The sequence below is a fragment of the Mucilaginibacter sp. genome (assembly GCF_028288105.1).
In the GTDB taxonomy this organism is placed as follows: Bacteria; Bacteroidota; Bacteroidia; order Sphingobacteriales; family Sphingobacteriaceae; genus Mucilaginibacter.
Window position 1 is genome coordinate 1 of record NZ_JAQBOI010000195.1, and the last position, 5,710, is coordinate 5,710.

Genomic DNA, 5,710 nt, shown 5'->3' on the forward strand with positions numbered 1-5,710 from the left:
TCGTACCGGGTCTCTTCTAATAAGTTTAATCTTGCCATGGGTTTGCTTGTAATTGGTTTACAGTGCTTCAAAACAAATATATCAGATATTTACATACAGGGTGTTTTAATTTATCTTTTGTGTAGCACGCCAAAACAGGTAAATTAGCGCATGCCTCAACTGAACCAAAACCTGCAAAAACTATTTACCATTGCCCAAAAAGAAGAAAAACTGGGTATAGGTTTAATGTCGGGTACTTCGTTAGACGGGCTGGATATTGCCCTGTGCAAATTCAGCGGGAGTGGTACAAAAATAGAGTTTAAATTGCTGCAATTTATTACAATCCCCTACGAGGAAAGTTTTAAGAAAGAGGTTCAGGAAGTGTTTGCCAAAAAGCAGGTGAGCCTGGAGAAGGTGACGCTGCTAAACGCCTACATCGGCAGCTTTCACGGCGGGCTGGTTTTACAGGCATTGAAACAATGGGGTATCAATCCTGCGGATGTCGATTTTGTTGCGAGCCATGGCCAAACCATTTACCACGCGCCAAAGCATCAGCATAAACAAGCAGGTTACGGAAATGCTACCCTGCAAATTGGCGATGCCGATCATTTGGCGGTTAAAACCGGGATATTAACTATTAGCGATTTCCGCCAGAAACATATTGCAGCAGGCGGCGAGGGCGCACCTTTAGCTTTATATGGGGATGTTTTATTAGGCAGCAAAGCCGGCGAGAACAGGATATTACTAAATATAGGCGGCATAGCCAACCTCACCTATTTGCCTGCGGATAGCGATAATACAGAAGTTTTATGTACCGATATCGGCCCCGGCAATACTTTAATTGATGCTGTCTGCCGCAAATATTTCGACAAGCCTTTTGATGAAGATTCGGAGATAGCCAACTCGGGTACGGTGGATGAAACCTTGTTGGAGGACATGCTGCATCACCCTTTCTTCAACGAAATCCTGCCCAAAACTACCGGCCCGGAGCTATTTAATTTAGAGTTTGTGGCCGATGCGCAGCAAACCTCCCGCACATTCAATATCAACAAAGCTGATCTGGTGGCTACCCTAAGCGCTTTCACCGGACGCACCATCAGCAATTTTATACTAACACATTTTAATATGCCCGATCTGAAAATATTTGTAAGTGGTGGCGGTGCACGGAACTCATACGTTATTAATTATCTGAAAAAAGCGCTACCAAACACCACCATCGCCAATACCAACGAATTGGGGATAGACCCTGACGCTAAAGAGGCTATATTGTTTGCCTTGCTCGGCAACGAGGCGCTTTGCGGTGAACCGATAAAAATTGGGAATAATCCGGCGGTGCTGATGGGGAAGTTTAGTTTTCCTTTGTAAAAGATTTTTACCACAGAGTGCACAGAGGTTTTCACGGAGGACACAGAGATTTTAAACTGTCGTGGCCTTGTGTTCTCTGTGGTTTTCTCTCTGTGGTAAAACACTCCTATTTAAAATGAAAAACATTTATCTGTATATTCGGGTCAAATTTTAAACTTATGAACGCTTATAGCTTTTTCAAGTACTTCCACTCGGGTTTCAGGTACATTGTTATCATCCTTATTTTGCTAGCCATCTTTCAATCGTTAGCCGGTTGGTTAGGGAAAAAACCATACACCGAGGGTAACCGCAAGATCAACCTGTTTGCCCTGATATCGGCACATACCCAATTTTTGCTGGGATTGATACTTTACTTTTTAAGTCCGTTTGTAAGGTTTGGCAATGGTGTTATGAAAGATGCCGAAGCCCGCTATTGGACGGTTGAGCACATTGCTATGATGCTGTTTGCCATTGTATTAATTACCATTGGCCATAGCAAATCAAAGAAAATTGCATTGCCAGAGGGTAAGCACCGCACAATTGCTATCTTTTATTTACTGGCATTAGTAGTGGTTGTTATAGCTATAATTCAGAGTAAAAGAGATTTTTTTGGAATATCCCACTAAAAAAGTCGACAAAAAATTTGATAATTCATTTTTTTATATAAATTTGTTCCCACGATATGAAAAGAACTACCCTTAATACCAATTGGTGGCACTATGTGAAAACATGGCAGGCCGGATAGTTTTTGATATGCAGTACTAATCAAATGTAAACCTAATTTGAAACCCGGCGAACGCTCAATTCGCCGGGTTTTTTTGTTTAATGCGCTCTGAGATAATTACTAATGAAAAAATATAAAATTACCACTACCCATAAAAAGCTACTTGCCGATACCACTACTCCGGTAAGTATTTACCTGCGTTTAAGGGATGTATTCCCCAACTCGCTGCTGCTGGAAAGCTCGGATTATCATAGTCGCGAAAACAGCTTAAGCTTTGTTTGTTGTGCCCCCTTTAGCGGACTTATTTTGGATGATAACACCCTTAAAAAGAAATTCCCGGATGGTACAGAAGAGATAAGCAACCCCGGCGAGTTTGATATAACCAACGAGATAAATAATTTTACTGCCCGTTTTGAGGTGGAGGCCAATACCTCTAAAATATTATCTAACGGATTGTTCGGCTATTTTACACACGAGGCAGTAGAGCATTTCGAAACCATCCGTTTAAAAGAAAGCGCCGATACCACGCGCAAGATCCCGGTGATGCAGTACAATATCTACAGTTACATCATCGCTATAGATCATTTTAAAAACGAGTTGTACATTTTCCATAACCAGGTAGGTGGGCAGCCACAAACCAACGGATTGGAGAAAATTGAGGACCTGATCAAAAACAAGAACTTCCCGGAATACAGTTTTAAAAGCAACGAGGCAGAAAAATCAAACCTTACCAACGAAGAGTTTATTGCCATTGTAGAGAAGATGAAACAGCACATTTATCGTGGCGATGTGTTCCAGATAGTACCGTCAAGGGCGTTCTCGCGTAAGTTTTTGGGCGATGAGTTTAATGTTTACCGGGCGCTGCGTTCTATCAACCCGTCGCCATACCTGTTCTATTTTGATTATGGCGATTTCAGGATCTTTGGTTCATCGCCCGAGGCACAGATCACCATTAAGAATAATATAGCCAGCATATTCCCGATAGCAGGTACGTTTAAACGGAGTGGAGATGATGAGAAGGATGCTGAACTGGCCCGCCAGTTAGAGGCCGATCCCAAAGAATCTGCCGAGCACGTAATGCTGGTTGATTTGGCCCGTAACGATCTGAGTCGTCACTGCGAGCAGGTAAGCGTAAAGGCCTTTAAAGAAGTGCAATACTATTCGCATCTCATCCATTTGGTATCCCACGTAAGTGGCAATCTAAAGCCGGGAACAACATCATTTAAGATTGTTGCCGATACCTTCCCCGCAGGTACGCTGAGCGGTGCACCAAAATACCGGGCTATGGAGATCATAGACGAGAACGAAAAAAGCAAACGCAGCTTTTACAGTGGCGCCATTGGTTTCTTTGGTTTTAATGGTGATTTCAACCATGCTATTATGATCCGTTCGTTCCTGAGTAAGAACAATACACTGCATTACCAGGCAGGCGCAGGCATAGTAGCCGGTTCTATTGCCGAAAGTGAATTAAAAGAGGTAGATAATAAAATAGCCGCCTTACGCAAAGCGATTGAATTAGCGGAAGAATTATAATCCGATTCGCGGGTGATTAGTGATTGGAGAGTAGAGATTAGTTAAAACGAATTTAGTTCCCCTCTTGAGAGGGGTTAGGGGTGTGTAAAAATGAAAAATATATTAATAATAGACAATTACGATTCTTTCACCTATAACCTGGTGCATTTGATAAACGAGTTAGGTTTGCAATGCGAGGTTTGGAGGAACGATCAGTTTAAGCTGGAGGACGTGGATAAATTCAGTCATATCATCCTGTCACCCGGCCCGGGTATACCTTCAGAAGCGGGTTTGCTGTTGGCTGTGATAGAAAAGTACGCGCCAACAAAAAGTATTTTTGGTGTGTGTTTAGGCCAGCAGGCAATTGCCGAGGTTTTTGGCGGTAAACTGTACAACCTACCGCAGCCTATGCATGGCATAGCCACGCCAATAAAAGTAACGGATACGAGCGAGTCTCTTTTTTTAGGCCTGCCTGATACTTTTAAAGTAGGCCGTTATCACTCCTGGGTGGTTGAAAAAGATTTGCCTGCCGTATTGGAAACTACCGCCATTGATGAAGAAGATGGTTCGGTTATGGCTTTAAGGCACAAAGAATATAACGTGCGTGGCGTACAGTTCCACCCGGAATCGGTACTGACCGAGTACGGTAAAGAAATGATGCAGAACTGGTTGAATGCATAATCCCAACCTGTCATTTCGAACGAGGTACGAGGAGAAATCTTGTTCATCATTGCAAGCGATCATGCAGATAATAACAGGATTTCTCACTATCGTTCGAAATGACAGGCGTTTATTATAGATTTGAATAAAATGAACATACTCGATAAAATAGTTGCCCATAAAAAAAAGGAAGTTGCGCGGGATAAAGTACGCACCTCTTATACCAAACTGGAGGAATCAGAGTATTTCCACCGGGAAACATACTCTTTTAAAGACTTTCTACTGGCGCCGGACCGCACAGGCATCATAGCCGAGTTCAAGCGTAAATCGCCATCAAAGGGTATCATTAATGATGACGCGCTGGTAAAAGATGTTACTAAAGATTATGAGGATGCAGGTGCTTCGGCATGCTCGGTACTAACCGATTATGGCTTTTTTATGGGGCGCAAAATGGATGTTACCCGCGCGCGCCGCGCTACCAATATCCCTATCCTGCGTAAGGATTTTATGATTGATGAATACCAGGTTATCGAGGCAAAAGCATTAGGGGCGGATATTATTCTATTGATCGCCGCTATACTTACCCCTGCCGAAATTAAAAACCTGGCATCCCTTGCAAAAAGCCTGGAATTGAATGTGCTGCTGGAAGTGCATAACCTGGAAGAACTGGAACGCAGTATAGATCCTAATCTGGATGCCATTGGTGTAAACAACCGTAACCTGGCCGATTTTACGGTATCGGTAGAAAACTCTTTTAAACTGGCCGACCATATCCCCAATGAATTTATGAAGATCTCGGAAAGCGCCATCAGTGATACCGAAACCATTAAGCAGTTAAAAGCCGTTGGTTTTAACGGCTTTTTAATTGGCGAAAATTTCATGAAACAGCAAGACCCAGGCGCAGCTATGCGGGAGTTTGTAAAGGGGCTATAGGGCGGCACAGCGTTATTTTAGGAGGCTCCGCTGGAGCCCAAATGCTCATTAGGTTCCTATAAACAGGGTGCTCCTAACGGAGCCGGCTGTATAATCTTTCAACTCCGTAGGAGTAACCTGTTTATAGAAAAAACAACCCGACTGCGCCATGCTGGTCGTCCCTCTCTGCTTCACAAAGAGGGTGAAAATTATACTGGGTTTCTTAAATCCTTCGCTCGTCTGTGACCTACCGTGTACCCATATCTTTTCGATAGACGTATCTTCTATGACCCGTAGGGTCTACCGCTTTGTAGTCAATGAAAAGAAAATAGTTTATGCCCCGTAAGGGGCTACCCTTTTGCCTTTCCGGTGTAGAATAATGCAACGTGCCCACTTATGGGTAGCCGCTATGCGGCACAAATCACATTTGTTATTATTTTCTACAAAGCGGTAGACCCTATGGGTCACTGCCTTCCTGCATTTTATAACTTGTGGGTACACGGTAGGTCACAGACGAGCGAAGATAGTTAACTCCCCCGCAAGAAGACGTATATAGGATGCTCCGCTGGAGCAATAACG

5 protein-coding genes are annotated in these 5,710 nt (G+C 43.4%); all 5 read left to right on the forward strand.

Annotated features, from left to right (window positions below; all coding sequences use genetic code 11):
* Window positions 1-150 precede the first annotated feature (150 nt).
* Window positions 151-1,344: an anhydro-N-acetylmuramic acid kinase gene (locus tag JWQ85_RS13495; protein WP_367186212.1), complete on the forward strand. Its 1,194-nt coding sequence runs from the start codon at window positions 151-153 to the stop codon at window positions 1,342-1,344.
* A 158-nt stretch (window positions 1,345-1,502) separates the two neighbouring features.
* Entirely contained in the window at window positions 1,503-1,949 is a 447-nt protein-coding gene (locus tag JWQ85_RS13500) for a cytochrome B (RefSeq protein WP_299468791.1), read from the forward strand.
* A gap of 221 nt (window positions 1,950-2,170) precedes the next feature.
* Window positions 2,171-3,580, forward strand: coding sequence for an anthranilate synthase component I family protein (locus JWQ85_RS13505; protein WP_299468793.1), 1,410 nt, complete (start codon window positions 2,171-2,173; stop codon window positions 3,578-3,580).
* Between the two features lie 90 nt (window positions 3,581-3,670).
* Window positions 3,671-4,240 carry an aminodeoxychorismate/anthranilate synthase component II gene (locus tag JWQ85_RS13510; RefSeq protein ID WP_299468795.1) on the forward strand — a complete coding sequence of 190 codons (570 nt, stop codon included), beginning with the start codon at window positions 3,671-3,673 and terminating at the stop codon, window positions 4,238-4,240.
* Window positions 4,241-4,369: 129 nt separating this feature from the next.
* Entirely contained in the window at window positions 4,370-5,152 is a 783-nt protein-coding gene (gene trpC, locus JWQ85_RS13515; RefSeq protein ID WP_299468797.1) for an indole-3-glycerol phosphate synthase TrpC, read from the forward strand.
* Window positions 5,153-5,710: the final 558 nt, after the last annotated feature.